Origin of the sequence: Labrys monachus (genome assembly GCF_030814655.1) — a bacterium.
Classification (GTDB): Bacteria; Pseudomonadota; Alphaproteobacteria; order Rhizobiales; family Labraceae; genus Labrys; species Labrys monacha.
In genome coordinates this window covers 4,984,540-5,009,070 of the sequence record NZ_JAUSVK010000001.1, presented here as the reverse complement: position 1 = coordinate 5,009,070, position 24,531 = coordinate 4,984,540, and the positions used below count along the sequence as shown (strand labels likewise).

20 protein-coding genes are annotated in these 24,531 nt (G+C 59.8%); all 20 read left to right on the top strand.

All coding sequences use genetic code 11. The features are described from left to right. The first annotated feature begins 377 nt into the window (after window positions 1–377). The 20 genes from J3R73_RS22920 to J3R73_RS22820 all read left to right on the top strand — a co-directional run bounded on the left by J3R73_RS22920 (window position 378) and on the right by J3R73_RS22820 (window position 24,518). A complete protein-coding gene (locus J3R73_RS22920; protein WP_307432543.1) occupies window positions 378–1,898 on the top strand; it encodes a sugar ABC transporter ATP-binding protein in 1,521 nt (506 codons plus the stop codon). Next, on the top strand, window positions 1,895–2,851 hold the full coding sequence (locus J3R73_RS22915; RefSeq protein ID WP_307432541.1) for an ABC transporter permease: 957 nt from the start codon (window positions 1,895–1,897) through the stop codon (window positions 2,849–2,851). Before J3R73_RS22920 ends, J3R73_RS22915 begins: the two co-directional genes overlap by 4 nt. Window positions 2,852–2,884: 33 nt before the next feature. Next, window positions 2,885–3,850: an ABC transporter permease gene (locus J3R73_RS22910; RefSeq protein ID WP_307432538.1), complete on the top strand. Its 966-nt coding sequence runs from the start codon at window positions 2,885–2,887 to the stop codon at window positions 3,848–3,850. Between the two features lie 54 nt (window positions 3,851–3,904). Next, a complete protein-coding gene (iolB, locus tag J3R73_RS22905) occupies window positions 3,905–4,711 on the top strand; it encodes a 5-deoxy-glucuronate isomerase (RefSeq protein WP_307432535.1) in 807 nt (268 codons plus the stop codon). 44 nt (window positions 4,712–4,755) lie between these two features. Further along, on the top strand, window positions 4,756–5,784 hold the full coding sequence (locus J3R73_RS22900; RefSeq protein WP_307432532.1) for a LacI family DNA-binding transcriptional regulator: 1,029 nt from the start codon (window positions 4,756–4,758) through the stop codon (window positions 5,782–5,784). Between the two features lie 554 nt (window positions 5,785–6,338). After that, window positions 6,339–6,878, top strand: a complete 540-nt coding sequence (gene nusG / locus J3R73_RS22895; protein ID WP_307432528.1) for a transcription termination/antitermination protein NusG — start codon at window positions 6,339–6,341, stop codon at window positions 6,876–6,878. 186 nt (window positions 6,879–7,064) lie between these two features. Further along, on the top strand, window positions 7,065–8,123 hold the full coding sequence (gene galE, locus J3R73_RS22890; RefSeq protein WP_307437635.1) for a UDP-glucose 4-epimerase GalE: 1,059 nt from the start codon (window positions 7,065–7,067) through the stop codon (window positions 8,121–8,123). A gap of 1 nt (window position 8,124) precedes the next feature. Continuing rightward, on the top strand, window positions 8,125–9,024 hold the full coding sequence (locus J3R73_RS22885; RefSeq protein ID WP_307432525.1) for an ABC transporter permease: 900 nt from the start codon (window positions 8,125–8,127) through the stop codon (window positions 9,022–9,024). A gap of 10 nt (window positions 9,025–9,034) precedes the next feature. Then, on the top strand, window positions 9,035–10,342 hold the full coding sequence (locus tag J3R73_RS22880) for an ABC transporter ATP-binding protein (RefSeq protein WP_307432522.1): 1,308 nt from the start codon (window positions 9,035–9,037) through the stop codon (window positions 10,340–10,342). Between the two features lie 176 nt (window positions 10,343–10,518). Next, window positions 10,519–11,376, top strand: coding sequence for an FkbM family methyltransferase (locus J3R73_RS22875; RefSeq protein ID WP_307432519.1), 858 nt, complete (start codon window positions 10,519–10,521; stop codon window positions 11,374–11,376). A 300-nt stretch (window positions 11,377–11,676) separates the two neighbouring features. Beyond that, window positions 11,677–12,632 (top strand): IS630 family transposase gene (locus tag J3R73_RS22870; RefSeq protein ID WP_370879838.1). Its coding sequence is split into 2 segments (ribosomal slippage): window positions 11,677–12,025 and window positions 12,025–12,632, totalling 957 coding nucleotides; the frame shifts between segments, so codons are not numbered across the junction. Window positions 12,633–13,319: 687 nt separating this feature from the next. Next, complete coding sequence (locus tag J3R73_RS31580; protein WP_370879984.1) at window positions 13,320–14,450, top strand: glycosyltransferase; 1,131 nt, start codon at window positions 13,320–13,322, stop codon at window positions 14,448–14,450. A gap of 879 nt (window positions 14,451–15,329) precedes the next feature. Continuing rightward, entirely contained in the window at window positions 15,330–16,394 is a 1,065-nt protein-coding gene (locus J3R73_RS22855) for a glycosyltransferase family 2 protein (RefSeq protein ID WP_307432513.1), read from the top strand. A 42-nt stretch (window positions 16,395–16,436) separates the two neighbouring features. Further along, on the top strand, window positions 16,437–17,597 hold the full coding sequence (locus tag J3R73_RS22850; protein ID WP_307432509.1) for a glycosyltransferase: 1,161 nt from the start codon (window positions 16,437–16,439) through the stop codon (window positions 17,595–17,597). A gap of 34 nt (window positions 17,598–17,631) precedes the next feature. After that, entirely contained in the window at window positions 17,632–18,462 is an 831-nt protein-coding gene (locus tag J3R73_RS22845; protein WP_307432506.1) for an FkbM family methyltransferase, read from the top strand. Continuing rightward, the gene (locus J3R73_RS22840) at window positions 18,459–19,679 is read left to right on the top strand and encodes a glycosyltransferase family 4 protein (protein ID WP_307432503.1); all 1,221 of its coding nucleotides are present in this window, start codon (window positions 18,459–18,461) and stop codon (window positions 19,677–19,679) included. Before J3R73_RS22845 ends, J3R73_RS22840 begins: the two co-directional genes overlap by 4 nt. After that, window positions 19,676–20,854, top strand: coding sequence for a glycosyltransferase family protein (locus J3R73_RS22835; RefSeq protein ID WP_307432499.1), 1,179 nt, complete (start codon window positions 19,676–19,678; stop codon window positions 20,852–20,854). The genes J3R73_RS22840 and J3R73_RS22835 overlap by 4 nt, the downstream gene beginning before the upstream one ends. Further along, window positions 20,851–21,576: a class I SAM-dependent methyltransferase gene (locus J3R73_RS22830; protein ID WP_307432494.1), complete on the top strand. Its 726-nt coding sequence runs from the start codon at window positions 20,851–20,853 to the stop codon at window positions 21,574–21,576. Before J3R73_RS22835 ends, J3R73_RS22830 begins: the two co-directional genes overlap by 4 nt. Before the next feature lie 153 nt (window positions 21,577–21,729). After that, entirely contained in the window at window positions 21,730–22,959 is a 1,230-nt protein-coding gene (locus tag J3R73_RS22825) for a glycosyltransferase family 4 protein (protein ID WP_307432491.1), read from the top strand. A gap of 176 nt (window positions 22,960–23,135) precedes the next feature. Continuing rightward, on the top strand, window positions 23,136–24,518 hold the full coding sequence (locus J3R73_RS22820; RefSeq protein ID WP_307432488.1) for a hypothetical protein: 1,383 nt from the start codon (window positions 23,136–23,138) through the stop codon (window positions 24,516–24,518). Window positions 24,519–24,531: the final 13 nt, after the last annotated feature.

Sequence of the window (24,531 nt, the reverse complement as noted above, 5' to 3'; positions counted from 1 at the left end):
CGGAGCCAGCCGGAAAGGAAGAGGCCGATCGGTGATCGACCTCCGATCGCGGGTCTAAGTTGGCGCATAGAGGCGGCACGCCCATATGCGCTAACATAACAGAAATACTCGCCTTCTCCCGGTTCGGGAGAAGGTCCCGGCAGGGGGATGAGGGTCTAAACGTCAACGCAGATAGCTCAATAGTCGCGCTGGAATTGCACAAGTCCAGACCCTCATCCGGCGCTTCGCGCCACCCCCAGCATTTCCGCAGGGAATGCGAAGTCCCGCATAGGAGAAGGAAAATCGCGCTATTGTCGGCAAAGTTAGCGCATATGGGCGGCACGCCCGCGCTCCCAGGACCTCGGCACCCGTCATGTGTTTCAGGAAGGAGAGACGAAGTGGCGGCCTTGCTGGAAGCCAGGAACCTGACCAAGCGCTATCCGGGCACCATCGCCCTGCAGGACGTGTCGTTCGACCTGCAGCATGGCGAGGTGCATTGCCTCATGGGCGAGAACGGCGCCGGCAAGTCGACCCTGATCAAGATCCTCGCCGGGGCGACGGCGCATGATTCCGGCCAGATCCTGATCGAGGGCCGGGAGGTCGGGCACACCCAGGTCCGCCAGAGGCGGGATCTCGGCATCAGCGTGATCTACCAGGACCTCAACCTCGTGCCGCAGCTGACGGTGGCGGAGAACATCTTCCTCGGCCACGAGCCGCGCACCGCGGCAGGCATGGTCGATGCCAGGAGGATGGAGCGTCTGTCGGCCGAGCTGATCGCCATGCTCGGCGTGTCCTTCCCGGAGACCGCGAAGGTCGGCGATCTGCCGATCCCGCTGCAGCAGCTGACTGCGACGGCGCGCGCGCTGTCGCTGAACGGCAAGGTCCTGATCATGGACGAGCCCTCCACCGTGCTCAGCGGCAAGGATCTCGAGATCCTGTTCGACGTCGTCAGGCGCCTGCGCGCCGGCGGCATCGGCATCGTCTACATCTCGCACCATCTCGAGGAGGTCTTCGCGCTCGGCGACCGCGTGACGGTGCTGCGCGACGGCCATTTCGTCGCCACCAGGGCGGTTGCCGACACCTCCAAGGACGAATTGATCCGCATGATGGTCGGTCGCTCCCTCAACGACCTCAACAAGCCGATGGGCGGGCGCGCCGTGGGGGCGGAGAGGCTTCGCGTCACCGCGCTGTCCCGGGGCAAGGTCCTGAAGGACATCTCCTTTTCGCTGCATCGGGGAGAGGTGCTGGGCGTCGCCGGCCTGGTCGGCGCCGGGCGCACGGAACTCGCCCGCGCCATCGTCGGGCTCGACCGCTTCGACAGCGGCGCCATCCATCTCGACGGGCAGCCGCGGAGGATCCGCAATCCCAACCGGGCGGTCGCCCTCGGCATCAGCCTCGTGCCGGAGGACCGCAAGGCCGAGGGCCTGGTATCGGTGCTCACCATCCGCGCCAACGCCTCGCTCAGCGTCCTGCCCCGCATGACGCGGTTCGGCTTCATCCGCTTCCGCCGGCTGCGCGAGAAGATCGACGCCCTCGCCAGGACCATGGCGATCAAGGCGCCGCGGCTCGACGCCCTCGTCTCCGGCCTCAGCGGCGGCAACCAGCAGAAGGTGGTGCTGGCCAAATGCCTCGCCACCGACTGCAAGGTCCTCATCCTCGACGAGCCGACCCGCGGCGTCGACGTCGGTGCCAAGGTGGAGATCTACCGGCTGATCGACGGGCTGGTGCGCGAGGGCATGGCGATCCTGCTGATTTCCTCCGAACTGCCGGAGATCCTCACCCTGAGCGACCGCATCCTGGTGATGTCGCAGGGCCGCATCGCCGCCGAGCTCGACGCGAAAGGGGCGACGCAGGAGCAGATAATGGCCTATGCGGCCCAGAGCGCGCATCGTGCCGAACCGGCGGGAGCGACGCCATGAGACCGATCTCCGTCGCCACGGCCGGCACGGGCCGGCGTTTCGGCCTTCGGGCCGCGGCGATCGAATACAGCACCTGGCTCCTCCTCCTCGCCCTCGTCGCGGTCGGCACATGGGTGACGCCGCTGTTCCTTACCATCGGCAATTTCAACGACATCCTGCAGCAGTCCTCCATCGTCGGCGTGATGGCGATCGGCCAGTTCCTGGTGATCCTCACCGGCGGCATCGACCTCGGCGTCGGCTCGATGCTGGCGCTGTCCGCCATCGTCGGCGCGCTCGGCGTCTCGGTCGGGCCGATCGCCGGCATCGCCGGCAGCCTCGCCGTGTGCGGCGCGATCGGCGCCGCCACCGGCATCGTGGTCGCGCTCGGCCGCATGCCACCCTTCATCGTCACCTTCGGCGTGCTCGCCATCGCGCGCGGCGTGGCGCTGACCATCACCAGCGGCAAGCCGGTGAACCTGGCGCCGTCCTGGTTCCTCGACATCGGCACGGGCCTCTGGCCGCAGACGATCTGGGCCGGGGTGATCCTCATCGCCTTCCTCATCCTGGCGAAGCTTCCGACCGGCCGCCATATCTATGCCACCGGCGGCAATATCGACGCGGCACGCGTCTCCGGCATCGACACGACGGCGATCCTGGTGCTCGTCTACACGCTGTCGGCCCTCTGCGCGGCGATCGGCGGGCTGATCTTCACCGCACGCTCCACCGTCGCCCTGCCGACCTATGGCGCCGGCTATGAACTGCAGACGATCGCCGCCTGCGTGCTCGGCGGCACGGACCTGTTCGGCGGCACCGGCAAGCTGTCGGGCGTCGTGCTCGGCGTCATCATCCTCACCATGCTCAGCAACATCCTGGACCTGACCGGCGTGAACCCGTTCTGGAACTTCATCGCCGTCGGGGCGGCGCTGTGGATATCCGTCTCGTTCCGGTCGCGGCTGACGGCGTCCGGGCGTTGAGGCGAAAGGACGGACCATGAAGAGAGACAGGCGATGACCGATGTCGTGGAAGGAAGGCAATCCGGCGCCATGCCCTGTCGGAAAGTCCTCAACGCGCGCGTCCTCATCCTCGTTCTCCTGGCGGCGCTGCTGGGGGCCGCCGAGATCGCCTCGCACGGCGCCTTCATGCAGGTGCGCAACCTCGTCAACATCCTCGCCCAGAACAGCATCACGGGTACGCTCGCCGTCGGCCAGACGCTGGTCATCCTCAGCGGCGGCATCGACCTGTCGCTCGGCTCGATCACGGCGCTGAGCTCCATCGTCGCGCTGTCGCTGCAGGATTACGGCCCCGAGGTCGCCCGGCTCGGCGCCCTCGGGGTCGGCCTCGGCTGCGGGCTCGCCAACGGGCTCCTCATCGTCGTCGGCCGCGTGCCGCCCTTCATCGCCACGCTCGGCATGATGCAGGCGGCGCTCGGCCTCGCCTATGTCATCAGCAACGGCTATCCCGTCTATGAGAACGATCACGCGACGCTCCTGTTCGGCGTCGACCAGGTGGCGCATCTGCCGCTGATCATCATCCTCTGGCTGCTGGTCGCCGCCATCGCCTGGGTGCTGCTCGCCTTCACCCGCTTCGGCGCCTATGTCTATGCCATCGGCGGCAATGAACGCGCGGCGGTCGCCTCCGGCGTCCATGTCGGCGGCGTGAAGATCCTCATCTATGCCATTGCCGGCCTGTGCGCCGCCGTCGCCGGCATCATCTCGATCAACCGGCTCGGCTACAGCCAGCCGACGATCGGCGCTTCGCTGACGCTCGATTCGATCACGCCGGTCGTGCTGGGCGGCACCAGCCTGCTCGGCGGCGTCGGCGGCGTGTGGTCGACCGTCGGCGGCGTTCTCGTCGCGGGCGTCCTGAACAACCTGATGGTGCTTCTCGGCGTCAACATCTATTTCGAGCAGGTCGTGCAGGGCGCGATCATCCTGCTCTTCGTCTTCTTCTTCCTCCGGTACCAGCGCGGATAGCGGCGGCATCGGACGGCGCGCCCGCGGGCGCGACAACGCAGACCAGGGGCACGCATGACCGATCTTCTCGTCAAGCCGAACCAGCCGGACGCCGATGGGCGCATCCTCCACATCACGCCGCAATCGGCGGGCTGGGGCCATGTCGGCTTCGACCTGCATCTGCTGGCGCCGGGGCAGACGCTGCAGCGTGGGCCGGAGGCCATGCCGGGCCGCGAGATCCTCCTCGTCCTCGTCGGCGGCCTCGGCGCCGTGAGGGCCGGGGGGCTCGACCTCGCCTCGGTCGGCGGCCGGATGACGCCCTTCGACGACGCCCCCCATTCGGTCTACCTGCCGCCGGGAACGGGTTTTGCCGTGACGGCGCTGACGCCGCTCGAACTCGCCGTCTGCAGCGCGCCGGCCACCGGCCTCTATCCGCCGCGGCTGATCCGGGCGGAGGAGGTGGAGAAGCTCACCCGCGGCACCGGCACCAACACGCGCCATGTCCGCAACATCCTCCCCGAAACGGCACAGGCCGAAGCCCTGCTGGTGGTCGAATCGGTGACGCCCGGCGGCCATTGGTCGAGCTATCCGCCGCACAAGCACGATACCGACGACCTGCCGCGCGAAAGCCGGCTGGAGGAGACCTATTACCACCGCCTCAGGCCCGAGCAGGGCTACGCGCTGCAGCGCGTCTACACCGACGACCGCTCGATCGACGAGACGATGGCAGCCTATGACCGCAACGTCGTCCTCGTCCCCCGCGGTTATCATCCCGTCGCGGCGCCCTACGGGTTTGACCTTTATTATCTGAATGTTATGGCAGGTCCGGTACGGACGTGGCGCTTCCAGACGGAAGCGTCGCACGCCTTCCTCATGGCCTGAACGGGCCTTCTTGCGAACGGGAACGACATGCGGACGATGATCTGGTGGATATCGCCGCCGCGACGCGGGGTGCCTTCGCCGTGAAACGCTCAACGCCCCTGGCGGCGATCGCCGCCAGCCTGGGTCTTTCCACCTCGACGGTGTCCCGCGCCCTGCGCCGCCCCGAACTCGTCAAGCCGGAGACGCGCACCGCGATCATGATCGCCGCCAAAAAGGCCGGCTACAGCGTCGATCTCGAGCGCCAGCCGCCGAAGGCGCGCATCGGGAGCATCGGCCTCGTCGTCCCCGACATCGAGAATCCCTTTTTCTCGGTGCTGCTGAAGTCGGTGCTGCACGAATTGCGCCGCCACGGCGTGAGCCTCGTCCTGGCCGACACCAATGAGGAGCCGCTCGGCGAGAGCGAGATCATCAGCACGATGCTGCCCCGCGTCGATGGCCTGATCCTGGCCTCGTCCCGCCTCGACGAGGCCGAGATCGTCGAACTCGTCCGCAACAAGCCCCTGGTGCTGGTCAACCGCGAAGTCGAGGGCATTCCCTCCGTGGTGATCGATCCGTCTTCCGGCACCCGGCAGGCGGTCGAGCATCTCGCCGCCCTCGGGCACAAGCGGATCGTCTATGTCGAGGGGCCGGTGGCCTCGCTGTCGAACCGGCAGCGCCGGGACAGTTTCCGGGAGGCGATGCAGGCGCTCGGCCTCGATGCCGCCGGCATCGGCCCCTATGCTCCCCGTTTCGAGGGCGGCGTCCAGGCGGCGGACATCGCGGTGGCGCGCGGCTGTACCGCCATCATCGCCTATAACGACCTCATGGCCTTCGGCATCATGTCGCGGCTGGCGAGCCGGGGCGTGAAGGTGCCCGACGACATGAGCGTGATCGGTTTCGACGACGTCCCGGCCGCATCCATCTGGTCGCCGCCGCTGACATCCGTCACGGGATCGACCACCGAGACCGGCAAGATGGCGACGCAGTCGCTGATCCGCCTCATCGGCGGCAAGGCGCGCGAGCCGCATGTGTCGCGCCGCGTCCTCAGCCAGCTGGTGGTGCGCGCCTCGACCGGCGCCTGCCCCCTCGGCTAGCGGAGCGCCGGGGAGGCTGACGGCCGGGCTCGTTCGAGAAGCAGGCGGGAGGGAAGGCCGTAGGTTCCCCCGCCAGGGCGGAAAAGGCCGCGACTCCTCGTCGCATTCCGCCGGTTCGGGAACAGGGGAGGTGCGGCGCGGAACCGAAGAATATGCGCCGGAAATCTACCGTCGCAGCCGCCGACGGTACCCTATTGCTCGCTGCAAGCCGCTCGAACATTGTGTGTATAACATAATAAATATTGATCAGCGACGATAGCGCTGGCCTGTGGAAGGCCGATGCGTTATTCCGAAGACCTGAGCATGGCGATATCGAGATAAGCACCACCCGGGCGAATGCAGGACACCCTGAAATGACCTCATGCAAATGGCCTGATCGCTGTTTCTGTCCCGCTGATTCGGGAATAGACTGGATCGCGAGCCGCGGATGCGTTCTATCGTGAAGGACAGGCTGCCGTTTCGTCGTTCATATATTTGTCTTGAACGCGGTGTTTCTTTCGCATGCCAAACATGCAACTTTTAGATCGATGACCGATTCTCTTGCAACTTCTTCGATGCAGGCTCCCTCTCGCGACGGAAGCAGCCCCGCCCTGACCGGGGAGCGGCGCTGGTATGCCGTGCAGACACGGGCCTATTGCGAGGTCGGCGCCGATCAGCAGCTGCGGAGGCAGGGATTTGTGTGCTTCCTGCCGCAGGTCGCCAAGACCGTGCGCCACGCCCGCAAGCTGCGAACCGTCCGCGCGCCGTTCTTCCCGGGCTACCTGTTCGTTGGCCTCGATCTTGCTTTCGATCGCTGGCGTTCCGTCAACGGCACGTTCGGCGTGGCCCGCCTGGTGATGGTGGGCGACCGGCCGATCGCCGTGCCCGCCGGGGTGGTGGAAGCCCTGCGGGACCTGATCGACGAGACGGGCCTCGTCCGCCTCGACGGCGGGCTTCGCATCGGGCAGAAGGTGGAGGTGACCGCCGGGCCCTTCGCGCAGGCGCTGGGAGAACTCGAGCGCCTCGACGGTGCCGGCCGGGTGAGGGTGCTGCTCGACATCATGGGCGGCAAGGTGCCCGTGATCATCGACCGCGCGCAGCTGCGGGCGGCGTAAAGCCTGTCCGGGCGGTCAAGCCCGGACACTCATGGACGCTGGCAGTCCGGTGACATCCGAGTCACCCGGACTGCGGTAGCTTGGGAAAAGGCCGGTTTCGGCAGCGGTGAGACCTTTCCGCGCCGAGCCAATTCCTTCTCAGCCGGTGTGGAACTTACAGCAGTCCTGCTGTTCGGATGTGTGATGATGAATGATCGTACCGTCCTCGTCACGGGGGGCGCGGGCTATATCGGGTCCCATGCCTGCAAGGCGCTGCGCCGTGCCGGCTACCTGCCTGTGAGCTTCGACAATCTTGCCTATGGCCACGAATGGGCCGTGAAATGGGGGCCTTTGGAACGGGGCGACCTCCTGGACAAGGCGCGCCTGTCGGAGGTCATCCGGGCCTATCGGCCGCTCGGCGTCCTGCATTTCGCGGCTTTCGCCTATGTCGGCGAGTCCGTGGTGGAGCCGGCCAAATATTACCGCAACAATGTCGTGGGCTCCCTCAATCTGCTCGAGGCGATGCGCGAGGAGGGCGTCGGCACGCTGGTGTTTTCCAGCACCTGCGCCACCTACGGCATTCCCGCCGGCCTGCCGATCACCGAGGATACGCCGCGCCATCCGATCAATCCCTATGGCGCGACGAAGCTGCATGTCGAACGGATGATCGCCGATTTCGGTCCGGCCTACGGCCTGGCGAGCCTGTCGCTGCGCTACTTCAACGCGGCGGGCGCCGACCCCGAGGGCGAGATCGGCGAGGACCACGATCCGGAGACCCATCTGATCCCGCTGGTGCTCGACGCCGCGGCCGGCCGGCGGCCCGACGTCTCGGTGTTCGGCGCCGATTACGACACGCCGGACGGCACCTGCGTCCGCGACTATATCCATGTCACCGACCTCGCCGACGCCCATGTGCGGGCGCTCGACGCGTTGCGGAAGGGGGTCCCCTCGGGCGCCTATAATCTCGGCAACGGCCTCGGTTTCTCCGTCCGGGAGGTCCTGAGCACGGTCGAGCGCGTCACCGGCCGCCCGGTGCCGTTCCGGGTGAGCGAACGCCGGCCCGGCGATCCCGCCGCTTTGGTGAGCGATGCCTCCAAGGCGCGGGCCGAACTCGGATGGGAGCCGCAAATGCCCGCACTCGACGATATCGTCAGGACCGCCTGGGCCTGGCACCAGCGAGGCGCATCGGCGCCTTCCGACGCAGGGCGGGCGCCTTCGGTGCCGCACGCCCCGCTCCTCGTCAATCCCCTGCGCATCGAGGCCTGATTTGACTGCGATTGCCCCGGACATCCGGAAGCCCGTCGACCCCCCCGAGACTCCGCCGCCATTCGAAGGCGGCAACGCCGAACGCCTGCTCATCCTGGAGAAGGGCCGCGCCGAGCGGAATTACTGGTCGGACCTGTGGCATTATCGCGAGCTCTTCGCGATCCTGGCCTGGCGCGACGTGTCGATCCGCTACAAGCAGACGGTGATCGGCGTGGCCTGGGCCGTCGTCCGCCCGCTGATCACCATGGCGATCTTCACCATCGTGTTCGGACGGCTGGCGAAGCTGCCCAGCGACGGCTCGGCGCCCTACGCCATTCTGGTCTTCGCGGGCATGCTGCCCTGGTTCCTGTTCTCCAGCATCCTGACGGAGGCCTCCAACAGCCTCATCGGCAATGCGAACCTGATCAGCAAGGTCTATTTTCCCCGCATCATCGTGCCGTCGTCGGCCGGCGTGGTGGCCCTCGTCGATTTCGCCGTCAACCTCGTCATCATGTTCGGGCTGATGGCCTGGTACGGCTTCATGCCGAACCTGCGCATCCTGCTGCTGCCGGTGTTCATCGCGCTCGCGGTGTTCGCGAGCCTCGGGCCATCGCTGTTCATCACCGCGCTCAACGTCAAATACCGTGATTTCCGCTATCTCATCCCCTTCGTGGTGCAGTTCGGGCTCTATGTCTCCCCGGTCGGCTTTTCGAGTTCGGTCGTACCGGAGAAATGGCGCTTCTGGTACAGTCTCAACCCCATTGTCGGCGTGATCGACGGCTTCCGCTGGTGCCTGCTCGGCGGCGAAAGCCAGCTCTATTGGCCGGGCTTCTTCGCCAGCCTCGTCGTCGTCGTCTTCTTCATGTGGTACGGCATCCGCTATTTCCGGCGGACCGAACGCACCTTCGCCGATCTCGTCTAGAAGCAGTCCCATGAGCGATGTCGTCATCCGCGCCGAAGGCCTCGGCAAGAAATATCTGATCGGCCACCAGGCCGGCCGCGAGCGCTATACGGCGCTGCGCGACGTCATGGCCCGGACCGCAAAAGGCTTCGTGCGCTCCCTGCGCGACATGAGCCGCGGGCGCGAACTGGTCGACGGCGACGAGATCGAGGAATTCTGGGCGCTGAAGGACGTCGACTTCGAGATCCGCCGCGGTGATGTCGTCGGCATCGTCGGCCGCAACGGCGCCGGCAAGTCGACGCTGCTCAAGGTGCTCTCCCGCATCACCGAGCCGAGCGAAGGGCGCGTCGAGATCCGCGGCCGGGTGGCGAGCCTGCTGGAAGTCGGCACCGGCTTCCATCCGGAACTGACCGGCCGCGAGAACATCTATCTCAACGGCGCCATCCTCGGCATGACGCGTGCCGAGATCCGCCGCAAGTTCGACGAGATCGTCGCCTTCGCCGAAGTGGAGAAATTCCTCGACACGCCGGTGAAACGCTATTCCAGCGGCATGTATGTCCGCCTCGCTTTCGCGGTGGCCGCCCATCTGGAGCCGGAAATTCTGGTGGTTGATGAGGTGCTGGCGGTGGGGGATGCCGAGTTTCAGAAAAAATGCATAGGAAAGATGAAGGATGTGGCGGGTCATGGGAGAACCGTCTTATTCGTAAGTCACAACGTAGGAGCGATTACGGAACTTACCGATAGGTGTGTATATCTCGAATCTGGCCAAGTTAAGCGCATCGGTGAAAGCAGAGAGATTGTAGAACTCTATCTTCGTGGAGGAGACTCTCCGCAAGGGATAGTTCGTAAGAATATTGACAGTTACCGACGTGGAAGGGAGCAAACCGGCTCTTTGAAAATACAATCTGTCTTCATATATGGGTACGGCCAGGACGAAGTACCTAATATACCTATAGGTAAATCTATAGTAATTCAAATGAACGTTGAGTTGTTTCGCCAGGTTAGCTGCCATGTAAATTTGACGCTATACGACGGTCAAGGCAACGCGGTGGGCGTAATAATGTCCTTGGATCAATCTTTTATGCTTTCTGGTGATTCCGGAATGTATTCTGTCAAAATTGAAGTTGAACATCCTTGTCTGTCCCCGGGATTATACTCCGTCGACTTAGGAATTGGCCCTTCAATTCATGCCACCGCTTTCGATGTGCTCCTAAAGTACCCGTTGTTTTGTGTTGAAAACACCGGTCAGGTTGTTCACTGGCTGGAGAGGCCGTGGGGGTCAATTCATTATAACGCCATTAGATGGAAACTTCAGGTTGCGGGAGACGAAGCAGCATAATAATAGACGTGTGTCGGTCTGATAAGATGAGTTGGAAACCGACATAGAAACGCCGCCTACTTATGCGTATTCGGAAGCGGGCTCTCCCGAAATGAATGACGAAAGTGCGAGTCATGATTTAGCCCGAAGGACAGTGACCGTCCCTATCACGTCAACTTCGTGAGAAACCTAATAAGATGTATGAAAAATTCGAACTTACTTCCGAGTCTCTTGCTAGAATAGAAATACATAAGGTTTACGAGCCGCTGCAGCCGTATTTTCTCATGGAAGTGTGTCGCGCTTTCAAGGTGAGTTTATTTATCGATGTAGGAGCCAATGTTGGTCCGTATACACTTCTAATGGCGTCGCTTCCTGCGGTAAATAAAGTGCATTCGTTCGAGCCAAGTCCGAAAGCTTTTGAGCATCTCCAATCTAACATCGTGGCAAATAAACTTGTACAGCGAGTGGTTTTGCACAAGAAGGCCGCTTCCAGTAATATTCATGCAGCGAGGTTCGGAATCGCAAATGATTTATCTGGCACAAATAGTATAGTCGATACCTCGATTCACAGCCTTCAGTCATTCTCTAGCCAAATAGACGTGGATTGCGTCACCTTAGATGAGGTAGTAAAGGAATCTGGCCGAGTCATAGGGCTGAAGATAGATACGGAGGGCCACGACCTTGAGGTCCTTATGGGTGCCAAGTCGATATTAACGAATAATCGATGTATATTGCAGATCGAAGGATACGACGATACTGCTGCTGAGATCATGGAGCTTCTCCAGCCTTTGGGATATAGAAGAATAATCAAATTTGGACCTGACTATTATTTTAGCAATTTACCAGAGTTCCAGTTTCCAGAAACGGTTCTCAATTTAGTCGAAATTTCAATTTCGACAATGATAGAAGAGAGAATTTCTCAGCCTAGTGCAAAGCCGTCGTCTCCGGCAGCGCGTATGAATTTTGGCGGGATATTTACTTTAGAACTGAATGGCGCCCTCGGATCGTACGCCAGATATATTCGCTCTAGACTCCGAGGTCGTGGGGGTAAGTGAGCGACGTGGAAAGCGCGAGAGATGAGCGCCGTGCCCGCTAAGATAGATAGGACGCACGGGATGCACCCCAGCGGCAGCATAGCTGCGGAGATCTTGTGTTCATACACCCTTCGCTCGATAAAACGCCGAGCTGATGCGTCTTTCAAATTCAAGTATTGTGCCCAAGCTGCAGGAGCCATTAAGTGTCTGATCGAGAAAAAATAGGTGCTAGAGCGGAATTTGTCTGAGTGGAATCGGAAGGGATTCCACTGGATGGCTTAGTGTGATTCATAGGTTTCCGGGCTATTCCGGAGATGAAGCATGACGAAGCGTGGTGAAGCCTATTCGCAGGATTTGCGAGATCGTGTGCTTGGGGCGCTGGATAGCGGGATGTCGGCGAGCACAATCGCACCAATCTTCAGGGTGAGTGTGTCCTACATCTACAAGGCGGCCGCGCGGCGGCGCGCGACGGGGGAGGTCAGTGCCCGCCCCCAGCGCAATCATGTTCCGCTCAAGCTTGCCAAGCATGAAGAGGTTCTGCGGGCCAAGGTCGCGGCTGATCCGGATGCGCGTGTCGCGGATCTGCGGGCCTGGGCGGAGGAAGAATTGGGGGTCAGCATCAGCCATGCCCCGATGTGGCATATGCTCAAGCGGCTTGGGCTGACATATAAAAAAAGACGATCCACGCCAGCGAGCAAAAACGCCCCGATGTCGCGGCCGCTCGCCGCAAATGGCACAGCAACCAAATCTGGCTGAGGCCCTCGCGTCTGGTCTTCATTGACGAGACCTGGGCCTCGACCGCGATGGCGCGCCACTACGGCAGGTGCAAGCGCGGACAGCGCCTGATCGACTACGTGCCGCATGGCCATTGGAAAACCACGACCTTCATTGGCGCTCTGCGCAGCGGGGGATTGACAGCTCCCTGCGTGCTCGACGGCCCAGTCAACGGCGATTGCTTCAAGGCCTATGTCGCGCAGATCCTCGTTCCCACCCTCAATTACGGCGATATCGTCATCATGGACAATCTGAGCAGCCACAAAGTCCCGGGTGTGCGCCAAGCCATCGAGGCCGCAGGGGCGGAACTGCTTTACTTGCCCGCCTACTCCCCCGATCTCAATCCGATCGAGAACCTCTTCGCAAAGCTCAAAGCTCTCCTGCGCGCGGCTGCAACCCGATCCATCCACGATCTCTGGGACGAAATCGCCAAAACTCTCCCGCGCTTCTCCCCGTCCGAATGCAGAAATTACTTCTCTAATGCTGGATATTCTACAGTCTGAACAATTTCGCTCTAATGTACTGGCAGGCATAAAGCACACGCTCGTTTCCCGATTCGAACGGCTTATGGGAACGAACTTTCCAGGGACCGCAGAATATTGGGACAGGCGGTATGTCTTCGGTGGGAATTCGGGCAGCGGGTCGTATGGTAATCTCGCTGAATTTAAAGCGCGGTTCATAAATGGATTTATTGAGGAGCACAGAATTAGTTCTGTCATAGAGTTTGGTTGCGGCGACGGCAATCAACTATCGCTTATGCGTTATCCGACTTATGTCGGGATTGACGTTTCAAAGGCGGTAATAGAACACTGTCGGAAGAGGTTTTCGGGAGATTTTACAAAAGAATTCTGCCTGTCGACAGCTTGGAAGGGGCGGCGACGGTTTGAGCTGTCCCTATCTATGGACGTCATATTTCATCTGGTCGAAGACAGGATCTACCAAGACTATATGGCGAATCTGTTTGAATCGAGTTCGAAGTTTGTTGTTATATATTCAAGTAACTTACCGGAGAGTAAGTTCGAAGAATCCTATCCTGGAGTTCAATCCCCCCATGTCCATCACAGACGGTTTACAGATTGGATAGAGAGGTATCGTCCAAATTGGTCTCTCTGCCGGACAATAGAGAACCCGTTCCCATTTGATCCCGGACGTCCGGACGTAACTTCGTTTGCGCAGTTTTACGTGTTCAAATGTTCGCTATAGCCGCTCCATCATTTAACGCGCCTTCGGAGACTTTTATCCGCGATCATGTACGGCTAATTGCGCCCGGCCGAACTGTGCTGATCTGCCGAGAGGGAGGGGAGGAACTGTTCGACTGTCCTGTTCTTTCTGGCATTTCCTCCTGGTCGCCGCCTAGAACTTTGTTCGATCGTGTCACTAATGCGGCGCGGCAGCGGTGGAGCCGCTATATCGATAGGTCATTGTTCTTCGATGACCATTGTCGAGTTGTGGATTTCCTGCGTAGCAATCGTGTCGAGGTTCTGTTGGCGGAATTCCTCAATACGGGAGTCCAGTACATCCGGGCGTGCCGGGAGGCTGATGTTCGCCTGTTCGTCCATGCTCACGGTTATGATGTTAATATCCTGGCAGAGGATTGGTCCTGGCGCAGGGCATATCGACGACTGTTTCGGACAAATGCGACTATTATAGCCGGGTCACAGTTTCTCCGCAGGAAGATAATAGATCTTGGAGCTGCACCGAGCCAAGTGATCTATAGCCCCCTTGGGGTCAACCTATGTCGGGAGATGCAGCCACCATGCCCGGCCGAGCCTTTGATTCTCTGCGTGAGTAGATTGATTTTACAAAAGGGAGTGGATCTTTCGATCCGAAGTTTCAGCAGGATACTTCTCAAATACCCAAATGCTCGGCTAGAAATTGTTGGTGACGGCCCTTGCCGTTCGCAACTGGAGAAACTCGTCGCGGATTTGGGCATCGGCGGTTCCGTTATTTTTTTCGGAAGTCGTCCTCATGAGTTTGTGTTGGAGAGATTAGGCAGAGCGTCTGCTTTAGTGCAACATTGCATAACATTGCCTGGACAGGGTATTGAATCTTTTGGCTTATCGGTGGTTGAAGCCATGGGCGCGGGCTTGCCTGTCGTGGTGACGAAGCATGGTGCTTTCGCCGAGCTTATTGCCGATGGCCAGACTGGTTTCCTTGTCGGTGAGGGGGATATAGAAGCAATGACGGATCGGGTGGTCGGTCTACTGGCAGACCCCATAAGAGCTCGCGCAATCGGCGACGCTGCCCGCAAATATGTTTTGGCCCATTTCACTCAAAGGCACGCAAGCGAGAGATTGCGGTCCGTTTTGGGACTGACGTAAGGGGACCAAAGGAGAGGCGCCGTCCGGTAGGCTCTTTGTCTGGATTGTGCGCCTCCAGTTAAATGGACGCGCGGTAGGCTCCATATGAAAATGTGTGCATGTTGGTTGGAGCGAGTTTTACTTGATGGAGCTCAAGGACGGTGAGGCGAGGCGACCTGACAAGTATACCTACACCCGTAAATATGAGTCAGGCATCGAGAATGACCTGCGTTTTCTCAAGCATTGCAATCCTTCGGGTTGTCAGTTGGGCCGATGCTGCCAGGAGCCACACTGTTCATTGGTGGCGGTCTTTCGAAGTCTTGGTGAGTCTGCGGGTTCCATTGCGCTAAGTAAAGATCCTCTCGACGACCCTGCGCCTTGGCACAAGCTCGAAACCTTGTGCTGTGTCGGATCGCTTGATGATTCGATCGTCCAGTAGCTTTTGTCACCAGCGTAGCCGCCGTCGGCGGACATATGACGTAGCATGGCTGGTGCGAGCGAATTCTGGCCAGCACTCGCACAGCTCCAGCGCGGCCTTGAATACTGGCGGGCGGACGCCGCCGCCAGAGACCGACGGGCGTTGGTCAGGATATGACAATTGCGACCCTTGATTTTCTTGCCCGCCTCATAGTCGCAGGGTCGTCCGTTTTCACTGGTTTTTGCTGATGGGCTGCCAATCACATCCGCCGTGGGGACTGGGCGGTGACTCGTTGTCTCGTCTGCCTGCATGACCAGCATCCGGTTGCTCGTCAGCCACGAACCGCTGTGTCGCCGCATATAGAATTATCGTTGAGCGGCCGAAACCGACGGGAAGTCCTTCGGTCGCGTCCGCTAAGTGGCCCTGCCGGCGCAGCCGCTTAAGCTTTAGCCTTTCTGTACAGAAGCTATTATGGAATAATCATGAGACATGCCGATACCATACGCATGTGCTGGCCAGAGAATTCTGTCGGGCAATGGATGAGCGGCGAAGGAGAGAAGCATCTCGTTAGCGTAGTGCTGCCGACACATAATCGCGGAAGTCTTTTAGGAAGGGCCCTGGATTCTATCAAGGCGCAAACATATCGGCCAATACAGATTGTAGTGGTCGATGACGGCTCGGGTGACGCGACACCTTCGATAGTCGAGGAATGGATGTCATCCAATGTTGAGGTCGGGCTTACCTGCGAATTTTTTAGGCGTGACAATGGAGGCGCTCCATCGGCCCGAAATTTCGGGCTGGTTCGATCCAGAGGGGAGTTTATTCAATATATTGACTCTGACGATGTGCTTCATCCGCAAAAGATAGAAATTCATACGAAAGCACTTTTACAGAAACCGCATGTTGATTTTGTTTGGTCGGAGCATTCGACGTTTGTCGGAAACGTAGAAGACGCAAAGTTTTGCCATATTGACGTCGAGGAAAAACTGAGAGACGGTAGATTTATTGCAGAGGTTGATATATTTTCTACGACTGGAAATGTATGGTCCGGCTTATATAGGCGCGCGGCGCACGCCGCTGCTGGCCCATGGAATGAGACGTTAGCCCGTTGGCAGGACGTCGAATTTAATATCCGATTTACTGCTCTTGGGCCAAATTGCATTTATATCCCAGGATGCTTGCACAGTATGGGGCTGGATGCTGCGTCGCGGATACAGAATTTGTATAGGGAGCGTCGAGGCGTAACGGAGGGCCTTCACACTCTCAGTGTTATTGATGGTACGCTATCCAAGCTAAATCCACCGTTTGGAAGCAACGTGCGGCGTTCGATGGCAACCTTCTACCTAGGCCTCGCTAAGAAGGCACTGGAATTTGAAGATCGAGAATTAGCGTTGTCGGCGTTCTCCGGTGCATTACAGCATCGACGCGACGTGATGTTTCGACTTCGTGTAGGCGTTATACGTATACTCCTGAGAATGAAACTGAATCGGGTAGCTGCGGATCTCATGTCAGTGTATAGCAATATAAAATCAAAAAATGTGCTGTAAATGTTAATTCTAGCACTTATGCATGAGTGTATAGGATGATTCGTGGCTATTCATCTCTTCGCTGACGTCCTGTCGGGCTTCGGCGGTATCGAAACCTATCTCGATGCGCTTGCCCGCCGGCTGGCGGCCGATGGCTGGCCCGTTCGGATCGAAGTCTCGCTCAATGGGCCGGCGCCTTTTCTCGATGCCGTCGAGCAACTCGGCGTGCCCGTCTACCGGCAGCCTTATGTCCCGGGGGACCGGTGGCAGGTGAGGCAGCGCCTCCTCATCCGTCATCTGGCGCGGCGGCTGCGTCCGGGAGACTGGGTCTATTGCGTTCGCCAGCCGATGCCGGAGATCTATCTGGCGCTCGTCCGGGCCGTGCACCGGCGGGGCGCCAAGCTGGCGGCGAGCTGGATGTTCGCGCCGGAATTCCTGCCGCCGCCGCCGGGCGCCCTGGGCGAACGGTTTTGCAAGGCCGTCCGCGAGACCGATGTGCCCATCTCGGTCGCCGAATGCACCAAGGGGCAGTTCAGGGAGGTCTACGGCTATGAAAGGCCGGTCTCCGTGGTGCGCTATCACAATGTGGAGCTCTTCGACGCGCCCGTTCCCCTGCCACCTGGGCCGCCCTACCATATCGGCTATATGGGGCGCATCGCGATCGAGCAGAAGAACCTCGATACCATCCTCCAGGCGTTCAAGCGGCTGACCGCGCGCCGGGGCGACGTCATCCTCAATATGCATGGCGGCGGGCCGGACAGCGAGCGGCTCCAGGCGCTTGTCGAGGAACTCGGCCTCACGGAGCAGGTCGTCCTGCATGGCCGCTACGAACTGCGCCGGGATCTCCTCGATATCGTCAGCAGGAACCACCTCTTCATCTACACCTCGCGGTTCGAGGGGGGCCCGTGTTTCTCCCTGATCGAATTGCTGCAGGCCGGGCGGTTTGTGGTGACATCGCCGGTCGGCGGCATTCCGGATATCTATGGGGGGCGGCCGGAAATCGGAGCGATGGTGCCGCCGGACGAACCGGAAGCGATTGCCGACGGCCTCGACCGTGCCATCGATCTGATCGAGGCGCACGGAGCCGACCCGCACCGCATTCGGGCGCGCTACGTCGAAGAATTTCACGACGAGATAGCCCATCGCCAATGGCTCGCTGCACTCGGCCTGGAGCGCACTTCCTCATCTGTTGCAGTTCCGCTCGCCGACGGTTTGAGCCGTTGAAGCTGCACGCCTGGATATGTCGGATGACAAATATATGAAGCGTCTTGGCCGGAATCTAACGGCGGCGGTCCGAAAGCCGAGCCTTGGCATCGAATATGTCGGCTGGTCGCTCCAGCGCGCCCTGCGTCGCGGTGGACCGGTACGCCGGATTGGGCAGATCGAGCTGGGTAGCTTCAACGGTTTCTCGGAATATCATTCCGTCGTGCAGGGTGTGTCCGATGCGGAAAACCGCTTCATTCAAACCTACGCCTTCGGGCAGGGAGCGATTGTCGATGTCGGCGCCAATCTCGGTATCTTCAGCCTGCTGATGAGCAAGAGATTTCCCGAGCGGGTGATTCACGCATTCGAGCCGGGCCCCACGACATTCCAGGCTTTGGAGGCCAATATTGCCCGCAACCGGGCGGCCAATATACGGGCATACCGGATGGCCGTCGCCGATCGCAATGGCAGCGTATCCTTTGTTGCGCGCGAGAGCGCCCGCGCAAACTCATCGATCCAACTGGATGGAGAAGCGGTCACGCCATCCGCCGTTACGGTCAGTTGCACGACGCTCGATACATTCGCTTCAACCGCGGGCCTTGAGCGGATTGCCCTTTTGAAGGTGGATGTCGAAGGCTATGAAGACGCAGTCTTCAGGGGCGCGGCGCACCTGTTTTCCGCGTCCAGGCCTCGCATCATCTATTTTGAAGTGTGCCCGCAGCTTGCGACAGGGGCCGGGGCCGGTGCCGGCGATGCCGCGCATTTCCTGACGGAACGAGGATATGCGCTGAACCGTGTGGCCGACAATGGCTCTCTCGTGCCGGTCGATCCTGCTGATGCCCGTGACGTCGTGCTCGACAACTGGGTAGGGGTCGATATCCGTTGACACCAAGTCCTGCCCGCGCGCTTAGAATAACCTGGCTCTGTCCCGACGACAGAGGAGGGGGGGTTGTTCCTGTCGCCCAGGCCTGTTGCCGCCAAGCCGCCGCGGCGGGACACGATGTGACCCTGCTGCTGGCAACGCCTCCGACCGGCCATGCCGACGAGTTCGGCGGTTTTCGGCTCGCAAGCCTTCAGTCTCTGCCGCCCTACAGGGATATTCCGGTTCGCCTCGTCGACTGGCTCAGGCAGAATCCGCAGGATGTGCTGGTTTTCAACGCGTGCGACGAAGCGGACGCGGCCATTCCCTTCATCCCTTCCGATACGCGTATAATCTATGCGGTACATGATACGGCCGAGCGCTATTTCAGCAAGGCGCTCCAGCGTGAGGGCGAGATTGATGCGATCCTTGCCGTCTCGGACGCTGTCGCTGCCCGGTTTCGCGAGCGCATTCGCAGTCCGGCCAAGCTGAGCGTCGTATGGAACGGCACGGTGTTGCCCTTGGCGATCGATGTCGTCCTGGCATCCAAACGCGCGGACGACCTCATTTTTCTGGGAGGAGATGCCGCAGCCAAGGGGGCCTATGACGTGCTTGAATTGTGGAAGGGGCTGGCCGAGCACCGATATGCCGGCAGACTTCACTGGTTCGGGGACATGGGCGAGGCGTTCCGGGCCCGTATCGCCGCCCTCCCGGGTGCCGGCCAAATCGCCGTCTATGGCCGCCAGCCGCGCCGGGCGATATTCGAAGCGGCCAGCCGCTCAAAAGTCATGCTCATGCTGAGCCGGGTGGAGCCGTTCGGCATGGCCACAGTGGAATGTGTGGGGATGGGTTGCATTCCTGTTGCGTGGGACATCGAGACCGGCACGAAGGAGATCGTCGGCGCCGATGAAGGGCTCTTTGTTCCGCTGGGAGACTATGACGCCTTGGCAGCGTCTGTTCGGACCGCCGTGGACGTGCATTCGACCCGCTTCCGGGGTATTGCGACTCGTGTTCGTCGAGACTTCAGTGAGGAAGCGATGTGGGGCCGCTATGCTGCGATCCTCGACGGATTGTCGACGCGCCAACCTGCCATACGGCCTCTGGCAGGGCATACGCCGCCACCTTATCGGCGCCCCGTGCGACTCTATCAGTTCATCCCTGCTCGGCTCAGGAAAGGAATTCGCGTGATGATCGGAAAGTCGCCGCGCCTTGGCTACCTGCTCCGGGATTTTAGGGGGCGATGACTAAAGTGTCGTCACATCGAGGCTTCCTCGTCCTCGCTGCCAGCACGCCATGGGTGTACGCTCTCGCGCAAAGCCTCGCCGCCAGCGGGCCGGTAACGGCTGTGCGGTTTTATGACTGGGCGAATTATCGCCGCATCAAGCCGCAATGGCCGGAAACGAGGAGCGATGTGCACCGCGTCTCCGTCTGTATGCCGCAAGGCTATGCCGGCTCGTTGGAACCTGTCTTCCGACCGCTGATGCGGCGGATCATCGACCGGGAGAGAGTCAGGCTGCGCCGGATTACCGGCGCTGAGCCGGTCATCGTCTGCCCCTATCCTTATCTCGCCCCGTGGGTTCGTCATATCCGAGAAAGCGCGGTCGTCTATTACAATCTGGACGACTACGTCCTCTACGATCCCCCACGCGCCACTCGTATTACCGCACTCGAAGATGAGTTCCTGGCCCGTGCGGACCTCACTCTGTGCCTCTCGGCCCACCAGGTCGCGACGCTGCAGGCGCGGAGACCCGATCGAGCCGCTCATATCGCGCATTTTCCCCTCGGCGTCGTCGAGGACTTCCTCAATCCGGCGCCGGAGACCCCGCCTTTGCCCGACGCGGTCGGTTACGTCGGCAATCTCGGCGACCGTGTGGATTGGGCCTTCGTTGCGGCCGTCGCGGAACGTCTTTCGGCAACGAGGTTTCATATCGTCGGGAGTTTGGGGCAGAACGGCGGGGCGACGCAGTGGGAAACAGCCCGTCGGCGTGCATTGGCGCTGCCGAATGTCGTCTATGAAGGCGAGGTCCCTCAATCGCAGGTGCGTGAGCATTATTGGCGCTATGCGGTGAACTGGATGCCTTACGATCCACTTCATCCCTTCAACATCGCCGCCTGCCCGACCAAGATCATGGATGCGCTGGCCAGCGGCCGTCCCTTCCTCAGCACGGATGTCCCGGAGGTGCGGCTCTATCCGGATCGTATCGGGATCGTGCGGACGCCCGACGAAGCGGCGCAGGCGCTGCAGATATTGCTTCGCGAGGGCTCCTCCAGCGCGCGGGAGCAGGTTGCCTATGCATCCGGCCACACATGGCCTCATCGCGCCGCGCGTCTGCACGAACTGCTCGAAAATATCACCAGCATTGGGTCATCCCGGATGGATATGGCGGCATCACACCTTGCCTTGAGGGAGCAGACATGACCGACGCCGTTGCCCGCCAGCGGGCCTATTACGAGGCGACCGCTGCAAGCTATGATGCGGCCCACATGGAGCGCGAGCACCTCGTGGCGCTGCACCTGCTGTCCGCTTTCATCGAGATGGCTGGAATCCGCAGCGTTCTGGATGTGGGGGCGGGGACCGGGCGTGCCATGCGATTCCTAAAGGCCCGTTTTCCGGATCTCCTGATCAAGGGCATAGAACCGGTCGCGGGCTTGAGACGCCAGGGGCACCTGCAAGGTATTCCGGAGGAGGACCTCATCTTCGGCGACGGCGGCGCTCTTCCTTTTGAAGATGGCAGCTTCGATCTCGTATGCGAATTCGGAGTGCTGCATCATGTGCCGAGGCCGCAGGTCGTGGTGGCCGAGATGATCCGGGTGGCAGCGAAGATGGTTGCCATATCGGACTGCAACTTCATGGGACAGGGACCATCCTGGCTTCGCACCATCAAATGGATGCTGTGGCGCGCGCGACTATGGCCACTCGCGGACTGGCTTAAAACGAGAGGAAAAGGCTACACCTACAGCGAGGGTGACGGTATCGCCTACTCCTACTCCATCTTTCAGAACGTCGAGCAATTGCGCGCCACATGGAAAGAGGTCGGCGTCATCGCAACCGCTCCGAACCACGCAAAGGATGCGGGACCGATGAAAGGCGCCAGCCATGCCTTGCTGATCGCACAGTCGCGCCTCCGTGAGCCCTCATAGCAATGACGTGTAATGGGGCGGGCGGGGACCGATGTCGAGTTCGACACGCAGTTTTCCGTTGCCGCGGCAAGTCGCTCCAAATCCCGCCGGCGCCCTGAAAAACTTGCTGGGACGTATACAGCTGTGTCGAAAATCGTGTCTCAAGAGGAGATCATGCATCCCAGGCCGAACTTGCTGCCCCGCGTCCTCGTCGTGCAGATGGGTGCGAGACGGGGATATGAGCTTGCCGAGATGCTCCATAGACGAGGCGCCCTGGCGGGTCTGCTTACCGACCTGGCTTTCGTGCCGGAAAGTCCGATCCGCGCCTTGCTCTATCGGATGAAGGGGCGTCGCCCGGCTATTCAAAGGCGGACCCTGCAATCTCCGTTAAGTAGCTATCTTCGGAGCACATGGCTCCCGAACATCGCGGGTTTTCTCTTATCGAAATTCGGTATTCATACGGAGAGAAAGTACCGCATCGAAGATTATATTCTCGGCCTTAAGGGTAGAATTCATGGCCTGGGTGAAGCAAATATCATATTGAACTCCGCAGGGAATGGCGGATATGGCTTTTTGAAATGGGCGAAATCTCAAAAAGCACTGATAGCAACGGACTTTATAATTACACCTCTTCAATATGACATCGTCATGTCCGAGGCGGCCCGATGGCCAGCTTGGGGAATGGCAATTAATCCAAAAGATAAGTCTTCCTACAATAAATATGTAAAAAAAATCGTATCGATTTCCGACTTAATCATCTGCCCTTCGCAGAGAGTTTTGGAAGATCTGAAGTGTATACCCCAATTTGACCAAAGAAAAGCAATTGTACTGCCATATGGTCTTGGACGTACCGCGCCCGGCGAAAATTTCCCGGAGCCCATGAGAGTGTTTTTTGCCGGTTCGGATCCGATCCGCAAAGGACTTCCATATTTAGCGCAGGCGGCCAGCCTTCTGAAGGCGCGAAATCCGAAATATGAAATACGGGTGGCGGGTCGAATAGAGCCCCATATCATGGCCATGGAGGAGTGCAGAGACGTGATATTTCTTGGCCATCTCTCCGAGCGGGGGATGGCTGAGGAATTTTCTTCCGCCGACATCTTTTGTCTGCCCTCTCTCGCGGAGGGCTCGGCCAGTGTTGTGCTAGAGGCGTTGGCTCATGGGGTGCCTTGCGTGGTGACCCATGCAGCCGGCGCCCCGATTTCCGATGGGGTCGAGGGGAGAGTGGTGGAGGAGCGCTCTGCGTCTGCAATAGCGGATACTATCGAGAGCATCGCATCAGATCGCGTCAAGCGGGACTCTATGTCGAAAGCCGCCATCGAACTTGTGAAAGCCAACGGATGTGAGCGCCTTGGAGGCTTGCTCTATGAGAATATGTGTAAATTGCGTTTGTTTAAGGAAGTTTAGGGATTCAATCTATCGCTTGTGACAATTTGTGCAGAGGTTCTGCCGTTTTGATAACTCAGGCTTCGAATTACAGTGAGCTTGTCCCTGATGACGGTCCTGTCTTTTCTCTATTTAAGGCGCGGTAAGATGCAATCCGGGCCTTGCAGGCGTCGTGGAACAAGTCGGCGTGCTTGGTCATGATAGAGTTACCTACCTCCTATTATTTGTCGATAATGACGTTCGCCGGCCTCATGCTTTTCGGAGCCAGCCAATGGAGCCGGCCTTGGGCCCTTCCTTATATTACAGTGTTGGGGACCGTGGCGGCATGGTATTTTCTTGAACCATTCTACTTCCCGGATCTCTTCGCGTTATTCGAGAGTGAATATATAGATACTGCATATCGAACGGTTCTCATCTTTCTCATCAGTTTCGCCGTTATAACGCCATTTGCCGCAGTGCACTTGCGTCCGAAACCGGGCCTGTTGAAAAGAGACGACGCTTTCGTTTCGGCAGAACAGGTGTTCCTGGCCGTAACCTCTTTGTGGTTGTTTCTATTGGCCTACGGTACCCTACGCATGAGAGGAGATCTTCTGGGTGCTTTGTTCCCACTGGGGGGGCGTAGCGCCGGCCAGATGTGGTCCCGTGCGGCGGGGGCGGACGCGGGTTCCGACGGATTCATCATTTCGACGGCGGGATATCTCTATGGCCTATGTATTGCTGCGTTTGGTCTTCTGTATTTCTTCTTGCCGTCGGGGCGTTATCGTGCTCTGGCTATCGTTCTCATTTTAATTTCGTGGCCTTATGCTTTCCTCCAAGGATCTCGAAATATTACGCTGGCGACTGTACTCCCTGGGATTGTTTCTTATGTTCTTTTCTCCCGTCAATCTTTCTGGGTAAAGATTCCGTGCATCTGTATAGTTTTCATGGCGCTGGATCTCGCATTTAAGATCATGATTGAGTATCGCAATGTCGGGTTTGGCGACGTCAATCTGAGTGACGCTGAGGGCGCGCAGCACCAGGGATTGAATATGGCCTCGGAACTGGTATATGCAGTCAAATTTTTGAACGAGGGAACGCTCCAGTTGAATCTGGGCTCGGACTATTTTGCGGAAGTCGCAAATATTGTTCCCCGTGCCATTTGGTCAAACAAGCCTTTGATCGGGATTGACTATGCCATCGCGCGGGGCTTTGGCGGAGGCGATAGCGATATCGGTGTCTTCGCGACGATTGCATTTGGGCTGATCGGTCAGGGGGTCCAGGCCTTCGGCATTTTTTTAGGACCCATCTTCGTGGCCCTTCTGATGAGTATTTGGGTGGGAGTGCTGGCACGTTTTCGAACTCAGCACACGCCGCTGCGTCTCTCACTATATCTCATCGGCCTTGGGCTCACCTTCAATCTCGGTCGCGGCTTCACCCTGCTGGTGCTCTGGCCGTTGGTGTTCGGCTATGCCGGCGTTCGCGTGATCGAGTGGCGCGCGCGCCAAAAAGCCAGTGCCCAATCGTCTGGATTTGGTCGGCAGCGATCTGCGCGGCACGCTTCGCCGGTACGACCTGGGCAGAGAATACCCCCTCGTGACTGAGATTTGGTCGTTT